22 protein-coding genes and 2 pseudogenes are annotated in these 24,121 nt (G+C 67.4%); 14 read left to right on the top strand and 10 right to left on the bottom strand.

Annotation, left to right across the window (positions count from 1 at the left end; all coding sequences use genetic code 11):
• The 3 genes and pseudogenes from QOI01_RS34405 to QOI01_RS34395 all read right to left on the bottom strand — a co-directional run.
• A pseudogene (locus QOI01_RS34405) lies at positions 1–262 on the bottom strand (hypothetical protein); the annotation flags it as partial.
• Positions 263–470: 208 nt separating this feature from the next.
• Entirely contained in the window at positions 471–3,398 is a 2,928-nt protein-coding gene (locus QOI01_RS34400) for an aminotransferase (RefSeq protein WP_526388434.1), read from the bottom strand.
• Between the two features lie 60 nt (positions 3,399–3,458).
• Positions 3,459–4,277, bottom strand: coding sequence for an alpha/beta fold hydrolase (locus QOI01_RS34395; RefSeq protein WP_526388444.1), 819 nt, complete (start codon positions 4,275–4,277; stop codon positions 3,459–3,461).
• Positions 4,278–4,454: 177 nt separating this feature from the next.
• On the opposite strand from QOI01_RS34395, the gene QOI01_RS34390 reads away from it, so the two are divergent.
• The 4 genes and pseudogenes from QOI01_RS34390 to QOI01_RS34375 form a co-directional block, all read left to right on the top strand.
• Positions 4,455–4,928 carry a VOC family protein gene (locus tag QOI01_RS34390; RefSeq protein WP_526388432.1) on the top strand — a complete coding sequence of 158 codons (474 nt, stop codon included), beginning with the start codon at positions 4,455–4,457 and terminating at the stop codon, positions 4,926–4,928.
• A 169-nt stretch (positions 4,929–5,097) separates the two neighbouring features.
• Positions 5,098–5,793, top strand: a complete 696-nt coding sequence (locus tag QOI01_RS34385) for an Rv1363c family protein (protein WP_526388430.1) — start codon at positions 5,098–5,100, stop codon at positions 5,791–5,793.
• Entirely contained in the window at positions 5,790–6,446 is a 657-nt protein-coding gene (locus QOI01_RS34380) for a hypothetical protein (RefSeq protein ID WP_526388428.1), read from the top strand. Before QOI01_RS34385 ends, QOI01_RS34380 begins: the two co-directional genes overlap by 4 nt.
• Positions 6,447–6,456: 10 nt before the next feature.
• A pseudogene (locus QOI01_RS34375) lies at positions 6,457–7,118 on the top strand (alpha/beta fold hydrolase); the annotation flags it as partial.
• 44 nt (positions 7,119–7,162) lie between these two features.
• On the opposite strand, the gene QOI01_RS34370 reads toward QOI01_RS34375, so the two are convergent.
• Positions 7,163–7,966: an SDR family NAD(P)-dependent oxidoreductase gene (locus tag QOI01_RS34370; RefSeq protein ID WP_526388426.1), complete on the bottom strand. Its 804-nt coding sequence runs from the start codon at positions 7,964–7,966 to the stop codon at positions 7,163–7,165.
• A 23-nt stretch (positions 7,967–7,989) separates the two neighbouring features.
• Between QOI01_RS34370 and QOI01_RS34365 the strand changes: the two genes are divergently transcribed.
• Positions 7,990–9,273: a WS/DGAT domain-containing protein gene (locus tag QOI01_RS34365; protein WP_526388424.1), complete on the top strand. Its 1,284-nt coding sequence runs from the start codon at positions 7,990–7,992 to the stop codon at positions 9,271–9,273.
• Here the strand turns inward: QOI01_RS34365 and QOI01_RS34360 are convergent.
• Positions 9,270–9,866 (bottom strand): TetR/AcrR family transcriptional regulator, encoded by a 597-nt coding sequence (locus tag QOI01_RS34360; RefSeq protein WP_526388422.1) that lies wholly within the window; start codon positions 9,864–9,866, stop codon positions 9,270–9,272. The two genes, QOI01_RS34365 and QOI01_RS34360, sit on opposite strands and share 4 nt — an antisense overlap.
• Before the next feature lie 110 nt (positions 9,867–9,976).
• Here QOI01_RS34360 and QOI01_RS34355 point away from each other — a divergent pair, with 110 nt between their 5' ends.
• Together QOI01_RS34355 and QOI01_RS34350 are read left to right on the top strand one after the other, a co-directional pair.
• Positions 9,977–10,489, top strand: coding sequence for a DoxX family protein (locus QOI01_RS34355; RefSeq protein ID WP_526388420.1), 513 nt, complete (start codon positions 9,977–9,979; stop codon positions 10,487–10,489).
• Between the two features lie 121 nt (positions 10,490–10,610).
• Positions 10,611–12,347, top strand: a complete 1,737-nt coding sequence (locus QOI01_RS34350; RefSeq protein ID WP_526388418.1) for a DUF3556 domain-containing protein — start codon at positions 10,611–10,613, stop codon at positions 12,345–12,347.
• On the opposite strand, the gene QOI01_RS34345 is transcribed toward QOI01_RS34350, so the two are convergent.
• The gene (locus QOI01_RS34345; RefSeq protein WP_526388442.1) at positions 12,337–13,134 is read right to left on the bottom strand and encodes a FadR/GntR family transcriptional regulator; all 798 of its coding nucleotides are present in this window, start codon (positions 13,132–13,134) and stop codon (positions 12,337–12,339) included. The genes QOI01_RS34350 and QOI01_RS34345 overlap by 11 nt on opposite strands.
• Positions 13,135–13,362: 228 nt before the next feature.
• Here QOI01_RS34345 and QOI01_RS34340 point away from each other — a divergent pair, with 228 nt between their 5' ends.
• Genes QOI01_RS34340 through QOI01_RS34330 form a run of 3 tightly spaced genes read left to right on the top strand, consistent with a single transcriptional unit; the run spans position 13,363 to position 16,510 of the window.
• Positions 13,363–14,508 carry a thiolase family protein gene (locus QOI01_RS34340; protein ID WP_526388416.1) on the top strand — a complete coding sequence of 382 codons (1,146 nt, stop codon included), beginning with the start codon at positions 13,363–13,365 and terminating at the stop codon, positions 14,506–14,508.
• Between the two features lie 35 nt (positions 14,509–14,543).
• On the top strand, positions 14,544–15,347 hold the full coding sequence (locus tag QOI01_RS34335; protein WP_526388414.1) for an enoyl-CoA hydratase/isomerase family protein: 804 nt from the start codon (positions 14,544–14,546) through the stop codon (positions 15,345–15,347).
• A gap of 20 nt (positions 15,348–15,367) precedes the next feature.
• Positions 15,368–16,510, top strand: coding sequence for an acyl-CoA dehydrogenase family protein (locus QOI01_RS34330; RefSeq protein ID WP_526388412.1), 1,143 nt, complete (start codon positions 15,368–15,370; stop codon positions 16,508–16,510).
• Positions 16,511–16,589: 79 nt separating this feature from the next.
• Here the strand turns inward: QOI01_RS34330 and QOI01_RS34325 are convergent, their stop codons facing one another.
• On the bottom strand, positions 16,590–17,309 hold the full coding sequence (locus QOI01_RS34325) for a fasciclin domain-containing protein (protein WP_526388410.1): 720 nt from the start codon (positions 17,307–17,309) through the stop codon (positions 16,590–16,592).
• 80 nt (positions 17,310–17,389) lie between these two features.
• The gene (locus QOI01_RS34320; RefSeq protein WP_526388440.1) at positions 17,390–18,718 is read right to left on the bottom strand and encodes an MFS transporter; all 1,329 of its coding nucleotides are present in this window, start codon (positions 18,716–18,718) and stop codon (positions 17,390–17,392) included.
• 136 nt (positions 18,719–18,854) lie between these two features.
• On the opposite strand from QOI01_RS34320, the gene QOI01_RS34315 reads away from it, so the two are divergent.
• The 3 genes from QOI01_RS34315 to QOI01_RS34305 are packed head-to-tail and all read left to right on the top strand — an operon-like array spanning position 18,855 to position 21,689.
• Positions 18,855–19,820 carry a GlxA family transcriptional regulator gene (locus QOI01_RS34315; protein WP_526388408.1) on the top strand — a complete coding sequence of 322 codons (966 nt, stop codon included), beginning with the start codon at positions 18,855–18,857 and terminating at the stop codon, positions 19,818–19,820.
• A gap of 28 nt (positions 19,821–19,848) precedes the next feature.
• A complete protein-coding gene (locus QOI01_RS34310; RefSeq protein ID WP_526388406.1) occupies positions 19,849–20,994 on the top strand; it encodes an NAD(P)H-binding protein in 1,146 nt (381 codons plus the stop codon).
• Positions 20,991–21,689, top strand: a complete 699-nt coding sequence (locus tag QOI01_RS34305) for a CPBP family intramembrane glutamic endopeptidase (protein WP_526388404.1) — start codon at positions 20,991–20,993, stop codon at positions 21,687–21,689. Before QOI01_RS34310 ends, QOI01_RS34305 begins: the two co-directional genes overlap by 4 nt.
• A gap of 4 nt (positions 21,690–21,693) precedes the next feature.
• On the opposite strand, the gene tet(V) is transcribed toward QOI01_RS34305, so the two are convergent.
• Both tet(V) and QOI01_RS34295 read right to left on the bottom strand, forming a co-directional pair.
• Positions 21,694–22,950, bottom strand: a complete 1,257-nt coding sequence (tet(V), locus tag QOI01_RS34300) for a tetracycline efflux MFS transporter Tet(V) (protein ID WP_526388438.1) — start codon at positions 22,948–22,950, stop codon at positions 21,694–21,696.
• A gap of 170 nt (positions 22,951–23,120) precedes the next feature.
• Positions 23,121–23,930 carry an enoyl-CoA hydratase/isomerase family protein gene (locus tag QOI01_RS34295; protein ID WP_526388402.1) on the bottom strand — a complete coding sequence of 270 codons (810 nt, stop codon included), beginning with the start codon at positions 23,928–23,930 and terminating at the stop codon, positions 23,121–23,123.
• 105 nt (positions 23,931–24,035) lie between these two features.
• Here QOI01_RS34295 and QOI01_RS34290 point away from each other — a divergent pair.
• On the top strand, positions 24,036–24,121 hold an 86-nt coding region (locus QOI01_RS34290), incomplete at its 3' end, for a hypothetical protein (protein ID WP_526388436.1).

Raw genomic sequence — 24,121 nt, 5'->3', positions numbered from 1 at the left:
TCAGTACGACGGCCGCCACCACGGTCAGCGCGATCGACACCAGCACCCACACCTGCGTCAGCGCCGCCATCGCCACCGCTGTCGCGATACCGAGCAGGGGAGCCGCCACTCCCACCGCGGCGTACGTGACGCAGATCCGGTGTAGCACCTGTCCGGCGCCGGGCGTGCCGGCGTAGCGCGGAAAGACCTTCGCCGCCAACGCGATTGGGCCGACAGCCAGCACGGCCAGAATCACGTGGACGCTCAGCAGGATCGCAGACATCGGACTCGACGCTAGGCCAGTCGGCGTGCGGTCGCCGTCATCGTGCGCGCCAAGAATCGACGGAATCTTGCCAGGGCTCGTCGGCGAGCTCACCAGCCCAACTCGGCCAAGGGATCATCTTCTCAGGACGCTAGTTGACACGTCGAACGTGACGTCACTGCGAAAATTTGACGGATTCTTCGCAGTGGCGTCACGTTCGACGCAGGGCTCACCACCCCTCGGTGAGGACCCGATCCAGGGTGGCGACGTAGAAGTCCGCCCCCTCCACGTCGAGGCACAGCGGCGGCTTGGTCTTCAGGATGTTCATGTGGTCGCCGGTCGGTTGAATGACGACGCCGAGTTCGAGCATGCGGTCGCAGATCGCCGTCGTCTCCTCTGGCGCCGGCTCCAAGGTGGCCTGATCGCGGATCATCTCGACGCCGAGGTACAGGCCCATGCCGTGCACTGTGCCGATGATCGGGTGCTTGTCGCGCAACGCCGTCAACGCGGCCTTGAGATGGTCGCCCACCCTTGCGGCGTTGCCCTGCAGGTCCTCGTCGCGCAGCACATCGAGCACGGTGACGCCGATCGCGCAGGACAGCGGACTGCCGCCGGTCGACGAGAAGAAATAACCCTGCGAGCTGAACGCCTCGGCGATCGCGCGACTGGTGATGACGGCGCCGAGCGGGTAGCCGTTGCCGGTCGACTTGGCGATCGACACGATGTCGGGCACCACCTGCTGCTGATGAAAACCCCAGAACCACTTGCCCAGTCGGCCATAGCCGACCTGCACCTCGTCGGCGACGGCCAGCCCGCCCGCCGCGCGGACGGCGCCGTACACCCGTTGCAGGTACCCGTCGGGCAGCGCCATGCCGCCCGCATTGCCGTACACGGTCTCGCAGATGAAACCGGCGGGCGCGCGACCCGCCGCGACGAGCTCCGCCACCTTGGCGACGGCGTCGTCGGCATAACGGCCGACGTCGGAACCGCGATAGGTGCCGCGAAAGCTGTTGGGCGACTCCACCGTATGTACCCAGTCGGGCCTGGTGGTCAGCGCGTTGGGGTTGTCGGCCGTTGACGTCGACACCGCGTCGGTCGCGTACGTCCAGCCGTGATAGGCCTCCCGGACGGCGAGCACGTCACGCCTGCCGGTTACCGCCGTGGCTAATCGCAGCGCCAGATCGCTGGCCTCGGAACCGGAGTTGACCAGGAACACGGTGTCGAGTGGCTCCGGCAGGGTGGCGGCCAGCCGCTCACTGAACTCGACGACGGCCTCGTAGTTGAATCGGGAGTTGGTGTTCAACCTGCGCAGCTGCCGGTTGGCGGTATCCGCCACCCGCGGGTGGGCGTGCCCGAGGACGGTCACGTTGTTGACCATGTCGAGATAGACCCGGGCGTGAGTCGACATCAGGTAGTGGCGCTTGCCGCGCTCGATCTGCGGCGGATCGGCGTAGTAGTGCTCCTGGACCCGGGCGAAGCTTTCGTCGCGCCGCGCCAACAGATTTCGCGGCGTGCTGTCGGGCAGCGCGGCCAAGCCGAGCAGCGGCCGCGGGTCGCGCGACGACGCGAGCCAGCCCGGCGCCAGCTCGGCGGTGGTGCACGCCGGAGCCACCGGTCCGCCGGCCGGACGGATGCTCACGGTGGTCCACCCGTCCGGGGTGACGGTCGCCAGCTCGGCGCCAGGGGCGACGCGCCCACCCGACAGCTCGGTGGCAGCGGTCACCGTCAGCTCGTAATCATCGCCGCGGAGCGTGAATTCGCCGTCCGAGCGAGTGATCTCACCGCACCACGGCGCCGTCAAGGTGACGGTCGCGGCCGGCCAGATCGAGACTCCGGTGGCGACTACCGTGGGTGAGTCCTGGCTGAGCGCGGGCGCGCGGGTCAGGTCCGCCTCCCCGAAACGGGTCACGACGAGCGACGCGCCGTCCCGAATCGCGTTGTGCGCCAGTTCGTCCCGAATGCCGGTCCGCATCCAGTCGTCGGCCTGAAACGCCGTGTCGAACACCTCCGAGGTGGCGGAGAGGTCCAAGGTGACCACCGAGGCCGGGTCGATCCCGGCGATCAACGGTCCGCCGGTGATCGCGGGCGCGGTGACGTCCGTGCCGAGCGCGGCGCGGATTACGGCGGTCATGACGTCGATGGGCACCGAGATGGCCTGTTCGAACATGCGCGTCTCGTCGTCGGACTGCTCGGTCAGATAGTCGTTGTCGGGGTCGAGGACCGCCTGTTGGGCTCCGCTGACGATCAGCACCGCGGTGCGCAACACCAGCAGTGGCCAGAGCGCGTCGACCTCCCGTGCCGTCAGTGGCCGGATCCCGTGAAAGGCCTTGACGCCGGGCAGTATCGACGCGGGAGTGGAGCCGGGGTGCCCCAGCACCGACGACATCGTGATCGCCAGCTCGGAGACCGCCCACGTTTGCGACAGGTCGCCAAAGTCGATGATGCCGTCCGGTCGTGTTACGGCGCCACCCGTGCGACTTGCGACCAGGTTGGCGTCGGTCAGGTCGAGATGTACGGCCTGGCAAGGAAGCTCGTCGGCCAGGGAGGAGATCCGCGACCACGCCTCGGTCGCCGCTGTCTCGAGGAGGTTGCGTTGCGCAGGATCATCGACGTGCGCGACGAGTGCCGCGACGACGCCGAGGCCGAACCGGAGGTCCCACTGCAGGGCGCGATCCAGACCCGGATGGGTGAAGGCGGCCAGCGCCCGACTCACCCGTCCGGCGACCTCGCCCATGCCTGCCACCACCGTGGGCGACAGGTATCCGGCGCTCACCAGCGTCCCACCGGGCAGGTAACGCAACAACCGGACGTGGGCGACGCCGTCGAGGAGACCCGTTACCGCCGTGGCCACTTCGCCGTCGAGATTGGGCAACGGCACCGCGACCCGCAGGGTCGGCTCCGCCTCGGCGATCACCTCGGCCGCGGCGTCCTGCGCGGCGAGCTCGATGTCCGTGAACGCCGGGTTCGCGATCTTCAGCACGCCGGGCAGTTGATCACCTGAAGCGAACACCAGGAAGTTCTTGTCCTGGTTGCTGCCAAGCGATTCCGCCCTGGCGCTGATGCCGTAGTGCGTCGACAGCACCTGCTGCGCCTCGGCTTCGCTCACCCGGGGAGCGGGCAGCTCCGGCTGATCGAGGAAGTTGAAACCAGTGCTCATCTCTGCCATCTGCTCTTCGCGTGAGCGCTCATCGGCGTTCGTTGCTCTTCGCGCGAGCGCTCATCGGCCGACGAACTGGACGACGACTTCGCTGAACGCGTCGTTGTCGTCGCCTGCCGCGGTATGGCCTGCCTCGGACAGCTCGACGAACTCCGCGCGGGGCACCTTGGTCAGGAAGTCCTGCACCCCTTCGGCGCTCACCACGTCGGACAATTTACCCCGGATCAACAGGATCGGGATCTGGAGGTTGATCGCGGCCTGTTCGAGCTTGTCCATTCGGGCGAACGGATCGTCCTCGGGCTTGGTCAGGAACGCCGGATCCCAGTGCCAATACCAGCGACCGTCGCGCAACCGCAGATTCTTCTTCAATCCCTCCGGACTGCGCGGCTTGGTGCGGTGTGGCAGGTATGCGGCGACCGCGTCGGCCGCCTCCTCGAGCGAATCGAAGCCGTCGACACCGCTGAACATGAAGTCGCGGATACGGGCGCTGCCGTCCTTCTCGAACCTAGGCACGACGTCGACGAGGACGAGCCGGGTGACCAGTTCCGGTCCGGCCTCATGGGCGGCCGCGATGCCGGTCAACCCACCCATGCTCGCGCCGATTAGGGTCACCGGCCTGCCGATCTGGTACAGCACCTGCAGCGTGTCGGAGCAGAGCGACTCCACCGTGTAGTCGGCCGTCGGCGAGCGGTCGCTGTCGCCGTGCCCTCGACTGTCCAGGGCGATGACGTGAAGGCCGGCGTCGGCGAGGATCTGCCCGGTGTTCTTCCACGAGTACCGGTTCTGCCCGCCGCCGTGGAGCATCAGGATCGTCGCTCTGTCGGCGGCGGATTCCGCGTCGCGGTTCCATTCGTCGGCGACCAGTGCGAGGCCGTCCATCCCGCGAAACTCAACGGTCTTCGATGCGGTGCTCACGGGTGATCCTCTCGGCGGTACCTCGACCTCACGTTACCCAGGCGGTAAACGGTCATCCGACCGGGTCTCGCGGCGGCCGCGATGACTTTCGGATGGGGTGCGGGTCGGTAGGAGTGAGGCACCGGAGAGGAGACCCGCACCATGCCGTCCATGACGCCGTCACTGTGGTTCGACGACGATCTCGAGGAAGCCGCCGCTTTCTACGCGTCGGTGTTCCCGAATTCGTCGGTCGAGAAGTTCAATCGCTACACCGAGGCGGGACCCGGGGTGCCGGGCGAGGTGGTGTCGGGCACGTTCGTCCTGGATGGCACCCGTTTCATCGGCATCAACGGCGGCCCGTCATATCGATTCACCGAGGCCGTGTCGTTTACGGTGCAGTGCGCTGATCAAGACGAGGTCGACTACTACTGGCACCGTCTCGTCGACGGCGGTGAGGAGTCGCAGTGCGGGTGGCTCAAGGACCGGTTCGGGCTCAGCTGGCAGATAGTCCCCGAGCGCCTCTACGAGCTCATCGATGACCGCGACCCCGCCCGTGCTGCCGCCGCGACCTCTGCGATGCTCCGCATGCGCAAGATCGTGATCGCCGAACTGGAGGCGGCAGTCACCGGCGTCTGATCGGTGCGGAGACACTCCGCCATCAGCGACGCAAGCTACTCTGCACCCCCGATCCCACGACGCCGATCGCGGCCGCTGATCTAGGGGCAGCGAACAACACGTACTTTGGACCGGACGGGCGTGGGTGCACGCAAGTCGACCTGGCCCGCAAAGCCGCAGAGGAGCAAACATGGCAGACGATGCTGCCGCCCCCTCAAAGAAGCTGGAGGAGGCAGAGAAGTCGGCAGCCGCGCACGAGCCGGAATCCGGGGCAGTCGAGGTCGACGCGGCCGACGAAGCCGATGTAGACGCGACCGGGGAGGACCTTGGCGACGATGGTCTGGGCGACGATGGTCTAGGTGAAGACGGCGTAGGGGACCATGACGTCGTCGCTGTCAAGGGAATGTCGCATGTCCGGTTGGCGCTCATCGCGGGCCTGGTGGCGGTGGTGGCACTCGGCGGCCTGGCTGGCTGGCTGGGGTTCCGGGCGAACCAGTCGCGACACCTCGAGCAACAGCGGGAACTCTTCCTACAGGTAGGGCGCCAAGGTGCGGTGAACCTGACCACCCTGGTCTACGGTCAGATCGAGACCGACGTCCAACGCATCCTGGATTCTGCGACCGGATCGTTCTACGACGACTTTCAGCAGCGAGCTCCTTCGTTCATCGCCGTCGTGAAGCAGGTCAAGTCGAAGTCCCTGGGAAACGTGACGGCCGCCGCACTGGAGTCGGACACCCCAACCGAGGCAGAGGTGCTGGTCGCGGTGACAGTGAAGTCGGTGATCGTCGGGCAGCCCGATCAACAGCCGCGCTCCTGGCGGATGCGCATATTGGTCCAGAAGGTCGATGACGACGCCAAGGTGTCCAACGTGGAGTTCGTGCCGTGAGCGATTCCGACGATCAGAAGACCTCCGACGAGGAGAACGCCGTGGATGACGCGAGCGAAACGCCTGATTCCGCGACCACCGCCGTCGACGAGCCCGACGCCACCGACGAGACCGATGAATCGGAAGCGGTTGAAGCCGGTGCGGTCGAGGAAACGAACCGCCGGGCAGGCGTCGACTGGGCCAGGGTCGCGGCCTACGGGGTGCTGCCCGCCCTGGCGCTGATACTGGCGATGGCCGCGGGTTACCTCAAGTACGTGGACAATTCGGTGCGCGAAGACGGCACTGCCCGTATCCAGTCGGTTCAGGCGGCCACGGCCAGCACCGTCGCGATCCTGTCCTACAGGCCCGACAAGGTCGAGCAGCAACTCAACGACGCGCGCAATCTGCTCACCGGCGAGTTCCGCGACTCGTATACCTCGTTGATCAACGGCGTGGTGATCCCAGGCGCCAAGCAGCAGCAGATCTCAGCGGTGGCAACGGTCCCCAGGGCCGGCTCCGTCTCCGCGGACCCCAGCCACGCCGTGGTGCTGGTGTTCGTCAACCAGACTGTGGTGGTGGGGACGGGCGCGCCGAGCAGCACGGCGTCGAGTGTCAGCGTGACTTTGGACAAGGTCGGCGACAAATGGCTGATTTCCGAATTCACACCCGTATAGGCACATTCCGGTGAGCGAGCCGCGCTGGATCGACGTCCCTACTTCGGACGTACGGCTTAGGGCGCTGTTCTGGGGTCCCGACGATGCGCCGATCGCCCTGTGTCTGCGCGGGTTCCTCGATACGGCGCGCATGGCTGGCGCAAGGTCGCTGCGTTGCTGGTGGATGCGGGCTGGCGCGTCGTCGCGCCATTCATGCGTGGATATGTACCGTCGTCGTTGTCGTCGGATGCCAGCTATCACGTCGGAGCCCTGATGGACGACGCACTGCGCGTGCTCGAGGCGGTAGGCGCCGCGGGTCGCGACGTTCCCATCGGACACGACTGGGGTGCGATCGCAGGGACCGGCCTCGCGGCGATGCCCGACAGCCCCTTCGCCAAGGCCGTCATCATGTCGGTGCCCCCTGCCGCGACGATCCGCGGGAAGGTGCCCGACGCGGGACGCCTGGTCGCCCGGTTGCCGCGCCAGCTGCTGCGGAGCTGGTACATCACGTACTTCCAATTGCCCGCAGTGCCAGAGCGTTCCGCGTCGTGGGTGGTGCCGCGGCTGTGGCGGCAATGGTCGCCCGGTTATGACGCCGCCGAGGACGTCGCACTGGTACTGGACGCGATTGGATCCCCCGAGAACTGGCGAGCGGCGCTCGGCTACTACCGGGCGACCATCCGGGGCAGCAAGACCGGCCAGAAGAGATGGTGCGCCCATCGCCGACTTCGTCGGTGCTAGCCCTTCTTCAGAGAAGGGTGACTGCGCGCCAGGATCGGCAGCAACAATCGGCGCGGCAGGATCTTGTAGGCAGCGGCACCGACCTTGTTGAAGGCGCCGGGAACGATCACCGACTTGCCCGACGCCAGGCCGTCGACCGCGGTTCTGGCGACCTCGGCGGCGCTGACCCACATGGCCTTGGGCAGCGCGGCCTCGGCGTCGGAGTCCGAAATTCCCGCCGCCGCACCAAATCCCGTCTTCACCGGCCCCGGGCACAGAGTCGATGCGACCACGCCGGTGCCCTGCAACTCCTGTCCGAGGGACTGCGTGTAGGACAGCACGAACGCCTTGGCCGCGCCGTAGGCGGCTTGACCCGGCACCGGCCCGAACGCCCCGACCGACGCGACGTTGAGCACGGCGCCGTGGCCGCGCGAGACCATGCCTGGCACGAACCGGCTGCACAGGTCGGCCACCGCAGCGACGTCGACCTCGACGAGGTTGAGTTCGGCAACGGGATCCGACGTAGCGATGGGACCCGAGGTGCTCAATCCGGCGTTGTTGACCAGGATGTCGACGACCAGGCCGAGGTCGGCGACCCGGGCCGGGAGTGCCGCACGCTCGTCGGCCACCGACAGGTCAGCGGCCAACACGTCGGCGGACGATTCCAGCGATGCGGCGAGCGCCTGCAACTTGTCGGCTCGCCGCGCCACCAACACCACGTGACGACCACGCCGGGAGAACTCCCGGGCGATCTCCTCACCGATGCCCGACGAGGCACCGGTGACGAGAACCGCCCCGTTGCTAGTCGCCGTTGGAAGCATCTGAAGCAGCCTAGCCTTGGCACATGACCACACGGCGACTGACGCCGATCGATGCGCAGACGTTCTGGCTGGCCGCCAAGATCCCGAACGACACGTTCCTGTTGTTCGCCTTCGGGGGCGTGGCGGCCGACCTGGAGCGGACGCTCGAGGACGTCGCGGACCGGGCTCGCACCTGTTCCGACCTCGGTGTGCGCATCGACGATCACGGGTGTTTGACGTATCCGGCGTGGGTGCGCCGGGAGGTTGATCGGTCGCAGTTCGTGGTGCACGACCTCGAGGACCCCACGTGGGCGGGTTGCCTCTCGGAGGTGGGCGCGCTGGTCGCCGATCAGCTGGACGCGGGGGGTGCGGCCTGGCGACTGCACGTGTTCGCAGGCGTCGTCGGTGTGCCAGGCGCGAAGGGGCCCGGCACCGTGGTGGTGCTTCAGATTTCGCATGCGCTCGGAGGCGGCGGCCGCACCTGTGCGCACGCGGCCCTGATGTTCGGCAGGGCCGGTGGCGAGGTGGCCGCCATCAGCCCGCCGTCGACGGGTCCGATCAGCTTGCCATTGGCCGGCTTTCGCGCCGCGCGGGCTCACCGCCGGTTCCTCGCCGACGTCGAGTCGGAGGTCGTTCCGGCTCAGGCGGAGCTGCGGCCGTTGCTCCGTACGAACACGAGACCGTCGGGGTCCCGCAGCCTGCGCACCCTGGTCAGGCGACGGTCGGAACTGCACCGGTCGACGGTGACGGTCGCGGTCCTGTCAGCGGTGTCGGTGGCGCTCGCCGGTCAGTTGCGCGACCTCGGCGACGATCCATCGGCGCTCGGCGCCGAAGTCCCGATGGCCAAACCGCCACCGCGCTTGGCGTACAACCACTTCGGCAACGTCGGCGTCGGCCTGCATCCGGAGCTGGCGGCCGCCGCGCGCGTCACCCGTATCGCCGACGACCTCGCCGCGCGGCGCCTGCGGGCCGGACACCAGGCCATGCGGGCGGCGGACCTGGCCTTCGCCGCGACGCCAGCTCCGCTGTTGCGTTGGGGGATGGACCGTTTCGACCCCGACGTCCGTCCCACCGCGGTGACGGGCAACACGGTGGTCTCGAGCGTGAACTGCGGCGCCGCGGACTTCGCGTTCGGTGGCGCGCCCGTCACGATGGCCGCGGCCTTCGCCGGACTGTCGCCGATGATGGGTCTGACGCACGTCGTGGTGGGTGTCGGGGACACCGTTGCGGTCGGCGTGCACGCCGCCGAGTCGGCGCTGGGGGGTCCGAACGGGATGGACGCCTACGTGGCGCGATTGGAAGCTGCCCTGGGCTCCGAGTCGCCCTAAGCCCGCAGCGCGGCGATGCCGACGTCGAGCGCGGCTTCGAGGTAGCTGAGGTCGCCGGTGCTCATCAGGACCAGAACTCCACCCTGGATGCCGGCGAGCAGAGCCGCGGCGGCCCGGGACGGGTTGACGGTGGCGGCGATCTTCTCCTGCCTTTGCATCGCAAGCACGCCGTTCTCGATTTCGGCGCGCCATCGTTCGAGCAAGGTCGAGGCCACCGCCTGCGCCCCCGGCGTGCGGCCGATCTCCGACATCACGGTCGACAGCGGGCACTGCTGGCCCTGCCGTCGGTAGCGCTCCACGACCACGTCGCGCCACCGCTGCCACGCCGCCCACGAGGTCAGGCCGCTCAGGTATGGCTGCTGATCGCTGATGACGCGCGCCGCTTCCTGCTCGGCGACGGCGAGCAACAACTGCTCCTTGCCGTGTGGAAAGTAGTGAAAGAGCTGGCTCTTCGAGGTTCCGGTGTGCGTCATCACATCTTCGAGCGTGGTGGCCAAAGCGCCGTTGACGCGAATCTCCGCGGCGGCGCCGTCGATGATCCGCTGGCGCGTCGCGACGCCCTTCGGAGTCAATTTCTGGACTTGCATGGGCATTTTCAAATCACCACTACTGGACTCACGAGTCCAAACTATACGAGGATGGACGGACGTCCGCCGGGTGTGTGGCTGGGCATTGGCTTAACACATGCCCTACATTCTGTTGCGTGACTGCCTACGATTTTGCGCTCCTGCTGCTACGCGTGGTGCTCGGCCTGACCATGGCCTCCCACGGTTACAACAAGTTCTTCGGCAACGGTGGCATCGCTGGTACCGCCGGCTGGTTCGACAGCATGGGGATGAAGCCGGGCATCTTCCACGCCAGGGTCGCGGCGACGACCGAGATGGCGGCAGGTCTCGGGCTGGCGGTCGGGTTGTTGACGCCGATCCCCGCCGCGGGCTTCGTGGCGCTGATGTTCGTCGCCGCATGGACCGTCCACCGGCACAACGGCTTCTTCATCGTCAAGGAGGGCTGGGAGTACAACCTCATCCTCGCGGTCGCGGCAGTTGCGGTCGCAGGGACCGGCGCGGGCAGGTTCAGCCTGGACTACGCGCTGTTCGGCAACTCGGCCGTGTACGACTACCTGCACGGCTGGTGCGGTCTGCTGATCGCCGTCGTGCTCGGCCTGGCAGGCGGCATTGGTCAGCTGGTCGTCTTCTACCGCCCGTCTGCTGCTTAGTTCTGCGGCGAGCAGTCGCAAATGTGCTGCGACACGCGTGCCCGCGGCACACTTGTGTCTGCTCGCGGTGAGAAAGGCGAACTGATTCCGCGCGGTTAGAACACGTTCTAGTCTGGCCGCCATGGGGTTTCTGAAGCAGGACGCACCCGTCGTCGACTACGAGGAGTGGAACAAGGGCACCCGCGCCGAGAAGATCGTCCCGATGGCCCGGCACTGGGCCGAGGTCGGCTTCGGCACGCCGGTCGTGCTGCACCTCTTCTACGTGGTGAAGATCCTGCTGTACGTCCTCGTCGCGTGGCTGATCGTGCTGACGACCAACGGCATCGACGGCTTCACCGACGTGGCGTCCTGGTACGCCGAACCGATCGTTTACCAGAAGGTCGTCCTCTACACGATGCTGTTCGAGGTCGTCGGGCTCGGCTGCGGCTTCGGGCCGCTCAACAACCGATTCTTCCCGCCGATGGGCTCGATCCTGTACTGGTTGCGGCCCAAGACGATTCGACTCCCACCGTGGCCGAACCGGATACCTCTGACCAGGGGCGACTCGCGCAGCCCGTTCGACGTGATGCTCTATGCGGCGCTGCTGGTGGCGTTACTCTTCGCCCTGTTTTCCAATGGCAGCGGGCCCATCCCGGAACTCGGCTCGAAGGTGGGCGTGCTGCCGGTCTGGCAGACCGCGACCATCCTTGGCGTCCTCGCGGTGGCAGGCCTACGCGACAAGGTCATCTTCCTGGCCGCCCGCGGCGAGGTGTACGCCGCGTTGGCGGTGTGCTTCCTGTTCAGCGGCGTGGACATGATCATCGCCGCCAAGCTTGTCTGCCTGGTCATCTGGGTCGGCGCCGCGACGTCAAAGCTCAACAAGCACTTCCCGTTCGTCATCTCGACGATGATGAGCAACAATCCGGTGTTCCGCCCGCGGTGGATCAAGCGAAGATTCTTCGAACACTTCCCCGACGACCTGCGTCCGGGCCGACTGTCCCGCTACGTCGCGCACTTCAGCACCGCGATCGAGGGACTGGTCCCGTTGGTGTTGTTCTCCTCCCACGGCGGTTGGCCGACGGTGATCGCCGCGTTCGTCATGCTGTGCTTCCACTTCGGCATCCTCTCGTCGATCCCGATGGGGGTGCCGCTGGAGTGGAACGTGTTCATGATGTTCAGCGTGCTGGCGCTGTTCGTCGGGCACGCCGGCGTCGGCCTCGGCGACGTGGCGAGCCCGTGGCCGATAGTGCTGTTCGTCGTCGTCGCCGGGACCGTGGCACTGGGCAACCTGTTCCCGCGCAAGGTGTCCTTTCTGCCCGGCATGCGGTACTACGCAGGCAACTGGGACACCTCGCTGTGGTGTCTCACGCCGTCGGCCGAGCAGAAGATCGCCGATGGCATAGTGGCGATCGCGAGCATGCCCGCCGCACAGTTGGAGAAGTTCTACGGCAGCGCCGAGACCGCCCAGATGTATCAGTACATGGGATATGCGTTCCGCGCCTTCAACACTCACGGCCGGGCGATGTTCACCCTTGCGCACCGGGCGATGGCCGACCGCAACGAGGACGACTACACGTTGACCGATGGCGAGCGGATCGTCAGCACGGCGATCGGCTGGAACTTCGGCGACGGCCACATGTCCAACGAGCAGTTGGTCGCCGCCCTGCACGGGCGATGCCGGTTCGAGCCCGGTGAGGTGCGCGTGGTCATGCTGGACGCGCAGCCGATCCACAAGCAACAGCAGGAGTATCGACTCGTCGACGCGGCGACTGGTGAGTTCGAGCGCGGCGTCGTCAGGGTCGCCGACATGGTGACGCGCCAGCCGTGGGACGACACCGTTCCCGTTCGCGTGACGTGGTCGGCCGCCACTACTGCATGACGTCGCGGACCTTGACGGTTTCCAGTCCCTTCAGCAACAGGTCGCGCGTGGTGTCGAGGTGCTTGCGCCAGTGCGCCTCGGCGGCGGCGCCGTCCCCGGCGCGCAGGAGCGCGATCAGTCGACGGTAAGAGCGGGTCAGCTTGTCGTAGTCCGCCTTTGTCACCGGGCGGTGCTCCTTGATGGCGAACGCCGTGTGCCGCACGGTGATCTCGTGCAACATGCCCCCGATGATCGTCAGCGTCGCGTTGCCCGACATCTCCACCATCCTGCGGTGGAACTCGCCGGTCGCCTCGGCCAACCGGCCCGACTGCCAGCCCGCCGGGATCTCCTCGGCCAGCATGGACTCCAGCTCGTCGAGCGCCTCGGGCGAAGCCGACTCCGCGAGCAATCGGACGGCCATCGGCTCGATGCCGGACCGCGCGACCAGGACGTCGGCGATCGTCGCGCCGGAGAGTTCGAGCAGCAGACCGGCGGGGCGTGCCACGATCTCCGGCCCGGGCACGCGGACCCGAGCGCCGGTGCGCGAACCGCGTCGCACCTCGACCAGCCGTTCGGACTCGAGCACCCGCACCGCTTCGCGCAACGTCGGACGGCTCACGCCGAAGTGCGCCATCAGCTCGGCCTCGTTGGGCAGGAAGTCGCCGTCGGTGAGCTGGCCGTCGACCACCATCCGACGTAGTGTTCCGGCGACCAGCTCCGCGGTCTTGGGTGAGCGGATCTGGGTGCCCCCGCGCTGCGCGACGGCGTCGGGCCCGATCATGGGCGCCAAGGGCATGTTGCGTGCCAACGGGTCTCCCGAACTGGTCTGGGCCGGCACGGCGGGCGGAGCGTAGCGAGAGGGGATTGTGTCCGGCCGGTTGTACAACTCAGTAAAACATGTGGTTCGGCGGAGCCGCTGGAAACGACTGTGATCTACCAACCAGTAGGTTGACCTAGTAAACCTTCTGTTCTACGTTCGGTGCTAACTACCATTCGTCTACAACACCAGGTACCCCCACTTCAAAGGAGAAGTCCCATGGTTGAAGCCGTCATCGTCGAGGCAGTCCGATCGCCCGTCGGCAAGCGCAACGGCGGTCTGTCCGGCGTCCATCCAGGCGAGCTCTCGGCCCAGGTGCTCAACGGACTGGTCGAGCGTGCGGGTGTCGACCCCGCGCTCGTCGACGACGTGATCTGGGGCTGTGTCATGCAGGCAGGCGAGCAGGCGCTCGACATCGCGCGCACCGCGGTTCTCACCGCGGGCTGGCCCGACACCGTGCCCGGCGTGACCGTGGATCGCCAGTGCGGGTCGAGCCAGCAGTCCGTGCACTTCGCCGCCGCGGGCGTGGTGGCGGGTCACTACGACGTCGTCGTCGCCGGTGGTGTCGAGTCGATGTCGCGCACCCCGATGGGTGCGTCGCTGGCCAACGGCGGCCACCCCTACCCGGAGGCCTTCCGCGCCCGCTACACCCAGACTCCGAACCAGGGCACCGGCGCCGAGATGATCGCCGATCAGTGGGGATTCGACCGCACCGCGCTCGACCAGTACTCGCTCAGCTCGCACGAAAAGGCTGCCGCCGCGCAGGATTCGGGCGCCTTCGACGACCAGATCGTGGGCATCAAGGATCAGGACGGCAATGTAGTACTTAAGGACGAGGGCATCCGTCGCGGCGGCACCATCGAGAAGATGGCTACCATCAAGCCCGCCTTCAAGGAGGACGGCGTCATCCACGCGGGCAACGCGTCGCAGATCTCCGACGGCTCGGCGGCACTGCTGTTCACGTCGGCTGAGAAGGCGAAGTCGTTGAGCCTCAAGCCGCTCGCCAAGGTGCACACCGCGGTGCTGGCGGGTGCCGATCCCGTAATAATGCTCACCGCGCCGATCCCGGCCACCCAGAAGGCGCTGAAGCGCTCCGGCCTGCGGCTTGCCGACATCGGGGTCTTCGAGGTCAACGAGGCGTTCGCGCCCGTGCCGCTGGCCTGGCTCAAGGACATCGGCGCCGACGAGAAGAAGCTGAACCCGAACGGTGGGGCCATCGCGCTGGGTCACCCGCTCGGCGGCTCGGGCGCCCGGATCATGACGACGATGCTCTATCACATGCGGGACAACAACATTCAGTTCGGCCTGCAGGCCATGTGCGAGGGCGGCGGCCAAGCCAACGCCACCATCCTCGAACTGCTGTGACCGATGGTCCGACTCCTCCTACGTCGTCGTCGAACGTGACAGCAGATTCCCAGACGGCTGCCCCCGCCGCTCTCACCGAGCGGCGGGGCAACGTCCTGCTCATCACCCTCAACCGGCCCGAAGCGCGCAATGCCGTCAACGCCGCCGTGAGCATTGGTGTCGGGGACGCGCTGCACGAAGCCCAGCACGACCCGGAGGTGCGCGCGGTCGTCATCACGGGTGCGGGCCAATCCTTCTGTGCGGGAGCCGATCTCAAGGCTATCTCGCGACGGGAGAACCTCTATCACCCTGAGCATGGGGAGTGGGGGTTCGCCGGCTACGTGCAGCACTTCATCGACAAGCCCACCATCGCGGCGGTCAACGGCACGGCGTTGGGCGGCGGCACGGAACTGGCGCTGGCGAGCGACCTCGTCATCGCCGAGGAGCGCACGAAGTTCGGCCTGCCAGAGGTCAAACGCGGGCTGATCGCAGCGGCCGGGGGAGTGTTCCGCATCGTCGACCAGTTGCCCCGCAAGTTGGCTATGGAGCTGATCTTCACGGGCGAGCCGATGACGTCGGCCGACGCGCTGAAGTGGGGGCTGATCAACCAGGTGGTGCCCGACGACACCGTGGTGGAGGCCGCGTTGGCACTCGCCGAGCGCATCACCGTCAACGCCCCGCTGGCGGTGTGGGCGAGCAAGCGCGTGGCCGCGGGCGTCGACGACGGCGTGATCAGCGGCGATGAAGTCGGCTGGGCCAGGACGATGAGAGAGATGGGCGCGGTGCTGCGCTCCGAGGACGCCAAGGAAGGACCGCTGGCCTTCGCGCAGAAGCGCCGGCCCGTCTGGAAAGCCAAGTAGGCGAAGGGGAAGGAAGACAGATGAAGCGACTGGTTTTCGAAGACGAGCACGAGCAGCTGCGGGAGACGGCGCGCCAGTTCCTGGAGAAGGAGTGCGCTCCGCACGTCGAGAAGTGGGAGCGCGAACGCCTCGTCGATCGCGAATCCTACGTCGCCGCAGGAAAATACGGACTTATCGGGTTCAACCTGCCGGAGAAGTTCGGCGGCGGCGGCGTCGACGACTTCCGGTTCAACGCGGTCATCGTCGAAGAGTTCTCGAAGTTCGGTGCCGCGACGCCGGGCCTGAGCCTGCAGAACGACGTCGTCGGCCCGTACTTCGCGAACCTGGCCACCGAGGAACAGCAGGAACGGTGGCTGCCCGGTTACATCACCGGCGAGCTGATCGGCGCGGTAGCGATGACCGAGCCCGGTGCGGGCAGCGACCTGGCGGGGATCAAGACCTCGGCCGTCCGGGACGGGGACGACTGGATCCTCAACGGCTCCAAGACATTCATCTCCGCGGGCATCAACTCTGACCTGGTCGTCGTCGTGGCCCGCACCAACCCGGACACCGGTCACAAGGGCTTCTCACTGTTGGTGGTCGAGCGCGGCATGGAGGGTTTCACCCGTGGCCGCAAGCTCGACAAGATGGGCCTGCACTTCGCCGACACCGCCGAGCTGCACTTCGAGAACGTTCGCGTGCCAGGGGCAAACCTGTTGGGGGAGGAGGGCAAGGGTTTCTACCACCTGATGACCAACCTGCCCTCGGAGCGGCTCTCGATCGCGATCGCGGCGATCGCCGGTGCCCGCGCGACGTTCGGTGACACGCTGCAGTACGTCAAGGACCGCAAGGCCTTTGGGCAGTCGATCGGCAGCTTCCAGCACAACCGCTTCGTGATGGCCGAGCTCGACACCGAACTCGAGATCGGGGAGCAGTACATCGACCGGTGCCTGCTCGCCGTCGTCGACGGCGAGCTGACCGCCGTGCAGGCGTCCAAGGCCAAGTGGTGGTGCACCGAACTCAACAAACGGGTCGTCGACGCCTGCGTGCAGCTTCACGGTGGGTACGGCTACATGAACGAGTACAAGGTCGCTCGCGACTACGTGGACGTCCGCATCCAGACGATCTTCGGTGGCACCACCGAGATCATGAAGGAGATCATCGGCCGCGACCTCGGGCTCTAGCCCCTGTCCCACCAGCGATTTCGGCGCGCTCACCCGCGCTCACCGCGGCTGAGCGCGCCGAAATCACGTGAGGAGGGGGTCAGCCGATCGGCGCCTCTGCAGCCGGCTCGGCGGACGTCGTGCTCGTCGTGGTGGTCGGCTTGCCAGTGTTGGTGGCCGCCGACGGAGTGACCGCCTCCGGTGGTGAGTCGGGGTTCAGCACCGAATCGATGATGTAGATCCTGGCGTTGCTGGCCTGGATGCCACCGCAGATCACCTTGGTGGTGTCGTTGACCTTGATGTCGCCGTCCTTGCCGGTGACCTTGATCTCGTTGCCCTGCTGGGTGGGGCGCTGACCCGCCACGTCACCGGGGCCGAGAAGGCCGAGGAACACGTGGTAGTAGTCCAGCTTGCTCAGCGCGTCGGGATTGGTCTTCAGCGTCTCGAGCTCGGCGGGATCCAGCTTGGCGAACGCGTCGTTGTTCGGCGCGAACACCACGTACGGACCGTTCTCGAGAACGGGGACGATGTTGACGGCGGGGTTGAGGCCGCCGTTGATCGCCGAGGTGAAGGTGCTCAGCGACGGGATCTTGGCGAGCGCCTGCCCAACGGGCAGCGTGGCCAGGCTGGCCGTCGTGGCACCGCTGGGGGCCAGCTCGCTGCGCAGCGGATCGCAGTTACCCTGTGGGTCCGGTGGCGGCTTCACCGCGACCGTTGTCGGTTCCGGGTCGGCCTGGGCGGTGATCGCCAACGGCAACGACGCGGCGATCGCAGCGATCGCGGCGGAAACTCCTATGGCTCGACTGGTGCGAGTCTTCACTTTCGGCTCCTCAACGTATTGATCGCGCCGCCCAGAGCCCGACTCTCGTGGCGACGCCTGGGGAAGCGTAATTGCTCCGATCACGAATCGGCAAAGTCAAGATCGTGCCCGTAAGGCACTAAAGGAGGGTTGAGCTGGGCTTTTCGCACGTTCAGGCAAAGTAGCGCGGCAATGCCGCACAGCCCCGAAGCCAGGTAGAAGGCCAGGTCGTAGTTGCCCTGCAGGTCGCGCAGCCAGCCAGCACCTGCGGCGGCGACCGCCGCGCCGAGTTGGTGCGAGGCGAAGACCCAGCCGAAAACCACCGGCGTGCGGGCGCCGAAGTAGCTCCGACACAGCACGATGGTCGGCGGCACGGTGGCCACCCAGTCCAACCCGTAGAAGATGACGAACACCCAGGTGCTGGGCTCGGCCTGCGGCGAGAGCAGTGACGGCAGGAGCAGCAGCGAGATCCCCCTGCCCGTGTAGTAGACGACGAGCAGCAGGCGAGGGTCGACGCGGTCGGTTAGCCATCCCGAGAACACCGTCCCCGCGACGTCGAGGATGCCGATCGTCGCGAGTAGCCCGGCGGCCACGGTCGTGGGCATGCCGTGGTCGTTGGCAGCCGGAATGAAGTGGGTGCCGATGAGACCGTTGGTCGTCATCCCGCAGATCGCGAAGCTACCCGCGAGCAGCCAGAACGTTGGTACCCGCGCACCGATCAGCAAGCCGTCGAACGCTGCGCGGAACGTTCCCGCAGGGTCCACGGCAGCGGCGGTGGTGATGGCGCCGGCGTCTTTCCCCGTCGCTTCGCTCGCCCCTCCGGCTTTCCCCGTCGCTTCGCTCGCCCCGAAAGCGTTCAGGCCCCGGTCCTGCGGGTAGTTCCGCATGAAGATCAGCACCAGCGGGATCACGCTGAGCGCCGCGGCGGCGACGATGAGCGACGCCCACCGCCAACCGTGGCGGGTGGTCACCTCGGCGATGACCGGCAGGAAGATCAGCTGCCCCGTCGCGCTCGCCGCCGTGAGGACACCGGTGACGAGGCCGCGCCGTTCCTCGAACCAGCGGGTCGCGATCGTGGCCACGAAGCCCATGGAGATCGACCCCGTGCCGACCCCCACCAGCACGCCCCACAGCAGGATCAGCTGCCAGCTGGTGGTCATCGTCACCGACAGCGCCGAACCGGTCGAGACGAGGACCAGCGCGGCCGTCAGTACCGGTCGCACGCCGAAGCGGTCCATCAGCGCGGCGGCGAATGGCGCCGTCAACCCGAACAGGGTCATGTTGACCGACATCGCCAACCCGACCGTGCCGTGCGACCAGCCGAATTCGTGATGCAGCGGATTCATCATCACGCCGGGCACCGAGCGGAAGCCGGCGGCGCCGAGGATCGCGACGAAGCTGACGGCGGCCACGACCCAGGCCCAGTGCATCCGGGGACGACGCGTGGTCTCGTCTCGGTCCCGGAGGACACCATCAACCGTCACCCGGACACTGTGCTGTCAGCAGGGCCGTCGACGCCAGTGGCACGAATGCCACCATTCATCAAAAACGTGCCAAGATGGCGGAATGCCTCCCGCACACCGCGTCGCGGTTCTGCTCCTACCGCCGGTGGTGGGTTTCGACGCCGCGATCGCCCCGACCCTGTTCGGCGCAGCCGTCGACGACGACGGCACTCCGCTGTACGAAGTGGTGGTCTGCGGCCTGGACGATCTGCCGGTGCCGACGACCAACGGCTTCGGCATGGTGCCCGCGGCGGGGCCGGAGGCGTTGGCGGAGGCCGACACCGTGGTGATCCCCGGCACGCGGTTCCCGTCGGCGCGCAACGACGGCGTCCTGACACCGGCCGCAAGTGCCGCGCTCGCCGCGATCCGCCCTGGCACCCGAATGGTCTCCATCTGCACGGGTGCGTTCGTGCTGGCCGCGGCGGGCCTGCTCGACGGGCGTCCGGCGACCACGCACTGGAAGTTCTCGGACGACTTGCGCCGGCTGCACCCGCGGGTGAAGGTCGACGAGAACGTGCTCTTCGTCGACGACGGCGACGTGCTGACCTCCGCAGGCCTGGCCGCGGGAATCGACCTGTGTCTGCACGTCATTCGCTCCGACCACGGCGCGCAGGTCGCCAATGCCGTGGCACGGTACTGCGTCGTGCCGCCGTGGCGCGAGGGCGGTCAGGCGCAGTTCATCGCCCGCCACCTACCCACGGCGGACGACTCGTCCACGGGCGCGACCCGCGAGTGGGCGATGCACCACCTCGGCCGGGAACTGACCGTCGCGCGACTGGCCAGGCATGCGCACATGAGTCCGCGCACCTTCAACCGCCGCTTCCGCGAGGAGACCGGCCAGGCGCCGGGAACGTGGATCCGGAATCGTCGGGTCGACCGTGCCCGCGAGCTGCTGGAGTCCCGCGATCTGCCCGTCGACGAGGTGGCCCGTCTCGCAGGGCTGGGGTCGGGCGGCAACCTGCGCCATCACCTTCGCCGAGGCGTCGGGATGTCGCCGTCGAGTTACCGCAAGGTCTATCAGGGCGCTTGACCGCCCTCCGGACGGGTACCTACCTACCGTGAAACCAATGCGCACCCTCGTCACAGGCGCCACCGGCTACGTCGGCTCGCGGCTCGTCGCCTCGCTGCTCGGAGCGGGACACCACGTCGTCGTGGCCAGCCGCAACGTCGAGCGACTCGGTGACTTCGGGTGGATCGACGACGTCACGCCCGTGATGCTCGACGCGGGCGACGAGGAGTCCGCATCCAGCGCGTTCGGCGTCGCGGGTCCCATCGACGTCGTCTACTACCTCGTCCACGGCATCGGCGAGCCCGGATTCCGCGAGGCGGACAACCGCGCGGCGGCCAACGTGGCACACGCGGCCAAGACGGCCGGGGTCAAGCGCATCGTCTATCTCGGCGGCTTCGTGCCAGACGACGGCGAGTTGTCCGAGCACCTGACCAGTCGTGCGGAAGTCGCGGAGGCGTTGAGCGTCGACGCCGGACCGGACGTGGTGTGGCTCGGCGCGGCGATAATCCTCGGCGCGGGGTCGACGTCGTTCGAGATGCTGAGATACGTGGGCGACCGTTTTCTGCTGATCCCCATGCTGCCGTGGGCGCACAACGGGTTGGATCCGATCTCGATCAGCGACGTGATCTACTACCTCATCGCGGCCGCCGATTCCGATCGCGTCCCGGCCGGGTCCTACGACATCCGCGGCCCCGAGTCCACGACCTACGGCGACCTCCTTCTCACCTACGCCCGATTGTCCGGAAAGTGGCGCACCGGAGTGGCCGTGCCCGACGTGGACATGGGACTGGTATCGCAGGTGGCCGCGCTGTTCGTACCGATCCCCGGTGGTCTTGCATCGGATCTCGTTGAATCACTTGACTTTCCGATGACTACCTCGAAAGACGGCCTGCGGCCGTTCGTACCAGACCCGCCGGGCGGACTGGTGAGCGTCGGGGACGCGATCCAACTGTCCCTGTCGAGCCGCAAGCAGCTTCCCGTCGATCGTCTGGCAGACCCGCACCACCTCGCCGACTCCGACCCGGACTGGGCTGGCGGCGACATCCTGCGGCTGCGCAAGCTCGCCGCAATGGTCACTCCGGCGCACGCGCGTCCGGCGCTGGGTCTGCTCGGCGCAGTACCCGGACCCATAGCCGGATGGTGGCGGACCGGCCTGGACACCCTGATCGGTCTGGCGCCGAAGGGGGCGTCATGACGGGTCTGCTGTCGGAGATCGGTGCGATCGTCGCAACCCCCGCGGTCCCGCACAACGAGCCGCCGTCGATGGTGCGCAGACGCCGCATCATCGTGGTCGTCGTCCTCGTCATCGGTGCGACGCTGCTCGGGGTGTCCCTGACCCGCACGCCCGGCAGTACGTCGTTCTATCTGCTCACGGTGGCGCTGGCAGCGGTGTGGGCGGTTGGCGCCCGCCTGTCGGGCCCGCTGCACATGGGAAGCGTGAAGTTCCGCGGCAGGAACCGGCGTCCGGTCATCACCGGTACGGCGATCGGCGTGTTGCTGGGCGGCGTGTTCATCGTCGGCGGTGTGGTGGCCCGCGAGATCGGCCCGGTCCGCGACTACATCGTCGCGGTGCTCGATTACGCCAACTACGGCGCACTCTGGCTGGTGGTGCTCATCACCGTGGTCAACGGCCTCGCCGAGGAGATGTTCTTCCGCGGTGCCCTGTACAGCTCGCTGGGCAAGTACCACCCCGAGATCGTCTCGACGATCGTCTACGCCCTCGCGGTGTCGGCCGCGGGCAACCCAATGCTCGGGTTCGCCGGCATCGTCCTCGGTGGGGTTTGCGCCTACGAACGCCGAATCACCGGCGGCGTGCTCGCACCCATGCTGACCCACTTCTTCTGGGGTCTGGTCATGGTGCTCGCACTACCGCCGCTGTTCGGCGTCTGACCTTCTAGCGCAATGGGTTCGCGATCTCGTCGCGTGCCATTCGCGCCGCCACCATCGCCACTGCCGCCAGCAGCACCGGCACGACGCCCGCCGCCAGGAAGATCGTCTCCATCGACACCACCTTGGAGAGCGGACCGGCGATCGCGAACGACACCGGCATGAACGCCAGCGACACGAAGAAGTCCAGGCTCGACACGCGACCCAGCATCGCCGGCGGTACCCGGCGCTGCAGCAGCGTCCCCCAGATCACGCCTGCCGCGCCATCGGTCACGCCGACGATGAACGTCGCCATTGCCATCAACGGAAACGACGACGTCCAGCCGACGACCACCAGCGGGAGGGAACCGAGGCCCCACATGGTCATCATGACCGTCAGATAGCGTCGCGGCAGCCGGCGCGACGACACTCCAAGCGCACCGATCGCGCTGCCGACTCCGTAGAACGCCAGGATGAAGCCGTACGTCCGGGCGCCGTCGGCGAAGCGGTCCTTGGCGATGAACGGCAGCAGCACCTCGATGGGGCCGAGCACCACCAGCACGAACATGCTCGCGAACAGCAGCGTCCACAGCAGCCACGGCGTGCGCACCATGAAGCGGCAGCCGTCGCGCAGATCGCGCAGGACGTGGGGGCGTGCCTGTTGCATCTGCGCGGCAGCGGCATTCACGGCAGGACGGGTGGCGACGAGCAGCGCGAGGCCGATGCCGAACAGCACCGCCACGACGACTGCCCCGAGGGCGGGAAACGTCAGCCCGACCAGCACGCCTGCGACGGCCGGACCGACCGCCCGTTGGAAGACCGGTCGCACCATGCCCTCGACGCCGTTGGCCGCCAGCAGTTGGTCGGCGGGCAGGATTCGCGGCAGCAGGGCGCTGTACGCCGGGAAGAAGAACGCCGCTGCGATACCGAGCGCCGCCGCTGCGATCGCCATGTGCCAGATACGCAGTATCCCAATGGAACTCAAGAGGGCGACGGTCGACACCACGGTGACGTTGACGGTCTCCACGGCGATGATGATGCTGCGCTGATTGATCCGGTCGGCGGTGATGCCGCCGACGAGGACGAAGCCGACGAGCCCGGCGCCGAGGCACGTTGCCACGAGGGACAGCGACGCCGGGTCGTCGTCGAGCGCGATGACCTGCATCGCCATCACGACGGCCCACATGCCCTCGGCGAAGATCGAGATCGACAAGGCGCCGATCAACAACCGGTACTCGCGGAATCGGAACGGTGCGAGCACGCGCCAGCCCCCGGTGACCTGCACCGGATGCTGGAAGTCGAATTGTGTGCTCACGCAATCATGGTGACCGACCGACCCCCTCCGAGTCGAACGATTTTCGGCTCAGTGGCACCGTTGAGGTAGCACTGACTGCGACGTCTACTCGCACTTTCTCGCTGGGACCGCTACCTCAACGCGTGGGGCCAATCCCGCCGTCAGTCGTCGGTGAACGTAGCGGGCCGTCGTTGTTGAAACGCCTTGGTGCCCTCGCGGAAGTCGTGCGACGACAGCAGGGCGAGCTGGCCGTCGGTCTCGCGGTCCAAAGCATCATCGAGTTCGGTCAGCGTCGCGGAGTTGATGGCGTGCTTGGTCTTGCGCAGCGCAATGGCCGGGCCCGACTTCAGCGTCTCGATCACCCCGTTCACCGCGGCTTCGAGATCGCCGGCCGGGTACACCGCGCTCACCAGACCTGCCGCCAATGCGTCCACGGCGGACAGGCGTTCGGCCAACAGGGCCATGCGCATCGCCCTGGTCCGGCCGATGGACGCAGCCACCAATGCGGACGCCCCACCGTCGGGCATGAGCCCAATCTTGGTGAACGCCAACAGGAAGTAGGCCTTCTCCGAAGCAAGGACGATGTCCGCCGCGATCGCCAGCGAAACGCCGACACCGGCGGCCGGGCCCTGCACGACCGAGACGACCGGCTTTGGGAGCGCCACGATCGACCGCACGGCCCGGTTCGCCGCGTGCAGCACGTTCTCCGGGGTGCCGCCGGCGCCGGGGTTGGCGTGATCGGCCTCGCCGATGCCCGCCCCGGAGCTGAAGCCGCGACCCGCGCCGCCGAGGCGGACGACCCTGACCGCGAGGTCGGTCGCCGCGCGCTCCATGACGGCGGAGATCGTCGTGAACATCTCCGCGGTCAGCGAATTGAGGCTGTCAGGCCGGTTCAGAGTCACCGCAAGGACGCCGTCGCTCAGGGTTACGGTGAGATCGTCGATGCCGGTGTACGTCTCGGAGTTGATCATGGCCGCCTCTTGTCAGGCGAGCCGAGGCCCGCAGTCCATCGACTTGGTTATACAAGTAAGCTTTGTCGGCGGTCAAATGGGTCGAACTGGTGGAGGGCAACAACGATGGCTGGACCACTGCACGGACTGAGAGTCGTCGAGCTGGCGGGCATCGGCCCCGGCCCGCACGCAGCGATGATCCTCGGCGATCT

This window comes from Mycobacterium sp. (assembly GCF_032162605.1).
Lineage (GTDB): Bacteria > Actinomycetota > Actinomycetes > Mycobacteriales > Mycobacteriaceae > Mycobacterium.
Note: the sequence above shows the minus strand (reverse complement) of the source record. Positions and strands in the feature narration are given on the sequence as shown.